Source organism: Kitasatospora sp. NPDC001225, assembly GCF_053597855.1.
On the sequence record NZ_JBSFJC010000338.1, the window covers coordinates 1 to 2,736 of the forward strand.

The window sequence follows — 2,736 nt, forward strand, 5'->3', positions numbered from 1 at the left end:
GATCCACTTGCCCCACATGCGGGCCATCCTGCCGCTGGGAGGCGGAGGACGGTCAATCGGGCGCTGGTCGCGGGGGCGGTACGGCCGGGGGCGTAGGTCCTCTCTTTCGGATGAGGAGAGGACCCGGGCCGATGGCCGGATGTTGCAGAGTCCCGTCATTGCCGCCACGGCCGCCTCCGGGCGAGGGTGGGGGCATGGACGACGCACTCCGCCTGCCGCATCTGGTCGTGGTCCCGGTGTTCCCCGGGGTGAACGCGCTGGACGTGGCCGGGCCCGCCGAGATCTTCGCGCTGGCCGGCCGGCTGCTGCCGCCCGGGTGGCCCGGGTACGAGGTGCGGGTGTGCGCCGAGCGGAGCGGGCCGGTGGAGACCTTCTCGGGGGTGCCGCTGCACGTGACCGGGACGTTGGCGCAGGCGCGGGTCCGCGCGGACACGGTGCTGGTGCCGGGCCGGGTGGACCTGGGGCCGGACGGGCCGGTGCCCCGGGTGGACCAGGCCGTGGTGGCCTGGCTGCGGGAGGCCGGGCCACGGGCCGGACGGGTCGCCTCGGTCTGCGCGGGCGCGCACGTGACGGCGGCGGCCGGGCTGCTGGACGGGCACCGCGCGACCACCCACTGGGCGACCGCCGAGCGGCTGGCCGCCGACCACCCGGCCGTCGAGGTGGACGCCGATCCGGTGTTCATCCGCTCCGGGCGGATGTGGACCAGCGCCGGCCTGAGCACCTCGATGGACCTCACCCTGGCGCTGGTCGCCGAGGACCACGGCGACGACCTCGCGCTGGAGATCGCCAGGATCATGGTGATGTACCTGCAACGCCCGGGCGGCCAGAGCCAGTTCAGCGTGCCGCTGGCCCACCGCCCGGGCGGCCGGGTGGACCTGCGGGACCTGCGCCGCTGGATCGGCGAGCACCTGGACGGCGACCTGTCGGTGCCCGCCCTCGCCGGCCGGCTCGCCATGAGCGAGCGGCACTTCGCCCGGGTCTTCCGTGCGGAGACCGGTACGACGCCCGGGGCGTACGTCGAGGAGCTGCGGCTGGAGGCGGCGCGACGGTTGATGGAGCGCACCGACCACCCGCTGCCGGGGGTCGCCCGGGCCTGCGGCTTCGGCTCCGTCGAGACCCTGCACCGGGTGTTCCGGGACCGGCTCTCCACCACGCCGGGGGACTACCGGAGCCGCTTCCGCGTCCGGGCCGAAAACTGATTGACCGTCAATTCATCACAAGGGAACGAACACTGTGAAGATCGAGGCCACCCACATCGGCACCGCGACCGTCCTGCTGGAGGTCGGCGGGCTGCGGCTGCTCACCGACCCCGTCTTCGATCCGGCTCCGGCCGAGTACCGGCACGACCCGGTGGTCCTGCGCAGCACCGGCGCCCCGGCGATCGGCGCGCACGAGCTGCCGCCGGTGGACGCCGTGCTGCTCAGCCACGACGAGCACCCCGACAACCTGGACGCCACCGGCCGGATCCTGCTCGCCGGGCGGCCGGTGCTGACCACCGTCAGCGGGGCCGCCCGGCTCGGCGGCGGCGCGCTCGGACTGGCGCCCTGGCAGAGCCGCACCCTGACCGTGGACGGCCGGACCCTGCGGGTGACCGGCACGCCGGGCCTGCACGGTCCGGTCGGGGACGTGACCGGCTTCGTGGTCGAGGCGCCCGGCGAGGAGGAGGCGCTCTACGTGTCGGGCGACACCGTCCACATCCCCGAACTGGACGCGGTGGGGCGGAAGTTCCGGATCGGTACGGCCTTCCTGCACCTCGGCGCGGCCCGGATCGAGGCCTTCGGCGGCGGTGGGCTGATCACCATGGACGGGGCGCAGGCCGTCGCGCTCACCGCCTCGCTCGGTGCCCGCCGGGTCGTCCCCGTCCACTACACCTCGTGGGAGCACTTCACCGAGGGGCGGGCGGAGACCACCGCGCGGTTCGAGGCGGCCGGCCTGGCCGACCGGCTGCACTGGCTCGCCCCGGGCGTCCCGGAACTGCTGGGCTGACGGGTCGGCTCGGAGTGCGGCGACCGGCTCGAACGCGGCGCCCGGGGCGGGCGGCTCAGAACGCGGCGACCGGGGGCAGCCGGTGCAGGATGCGTTCCATGCCGCCGGTCCAGTTGGCCTCCAGCGCGGCGACGGCCTGGTCGATGTCGCCGTCCAGCAGGCACTGGGCGATCCGCTCGTGCTCCTCGGCGGCGCGCTCCAGGATCTCGTGGTCGCCGACCACCACCCGCTCGTAGCGGTGCAGGGTGAGCTTCAGCGAGTCGATCATCTCGCGCAGCCGGGCGTTGGCGCAGCCGGAGAGCAGCAGGGCGTGCCAGGCGTCGTCGTGGCGCTCTATCGTGCCGTGCGGGGCCTGCGGGGCGGAGAAGGCGCGGGCCTCGGCGAGCAGCCGGGGGGCGATCTCGGCAAGGTGGGCCGGGTCGGAGGTGCGCAGGGCCAGCGACTCCAGGGCGATGACGATCGCGGTGAGGTCGAGGAACTCCTGTTTGCCGGTGGGGGCGAAGCGGAAGCCCTTGCCGCGTTCGCTGGTGATGATGCCCTCGCGCTCCAGGCTGATCAGGGCCTCGCGCAGGGGGGTTCGGCTCACGCCCAGCTCCTCGGCGAGCTGGACCTCGTTGATCGACTCGCCGGGGGTGAACCGGCCGCGGCCGAGCTGCTCCAGGAGTTCGTCCTTGACCTGCTCGCGCAGCGGACGCCGCTCGATCGCCATCGGGCTTCCCTTCTTCCTGGTCGGTAGCGTACCGGCCGGGC

The 2,736-nt window shown here is 74.4% G+C and carries 3 protein-coding genes; 2 read left to right on the top strand and 1 reads right to left on the bottom strand.

Annotated elements, in window-relative coordinates; translation table 11 throughout:
* Positions 1–194 precede the first annotated feature (194 nt).
* A complete protein-coding gene (locus ACWDCZ_RS40095) occupies positions 195–1,199 on the top strand; it encodes a GlxA family transcriptional regulator (RefSeq protein WP_449818562.1) in 1,005 nt (334 codons plus the stop codon).
* Between the two features lie 34 nt (positions 1,200–1,233).
* Entirely contained in the window at positions 1,234–1,986 is a 753-nt protein-coding gene (locus tag ACWDCZ_RS40100) for an MBL fold metallo-hydrolase (protein WP_449818563.1), read from the top strand.
* A 55-nt stretch (positions 1,987–2,041) separates the two neighbouring features.
* Here the strand turns inward: ACWDCZ_RS40100 and ACWDCZ_RS40105 are convergent.
* Positions 2,042–2,736 (bottom strand): GntR family transcriptional regulator (locus tag ACWDCZ_RS40105; protein ID WP_449818564.1); only part of this gene is annotated, 695 nt, incomplete at its 5' end.

Excerpts from the sequence above, each read along its gene's own strand:
- ACWDCZ_RS40095 (WP_449818562.1), top strand. The coding sequence starts at position 195 with ATGGACGACGCACTCCGCCTGCCGCATCTGGTCGTGGTCCCGGTGTTC.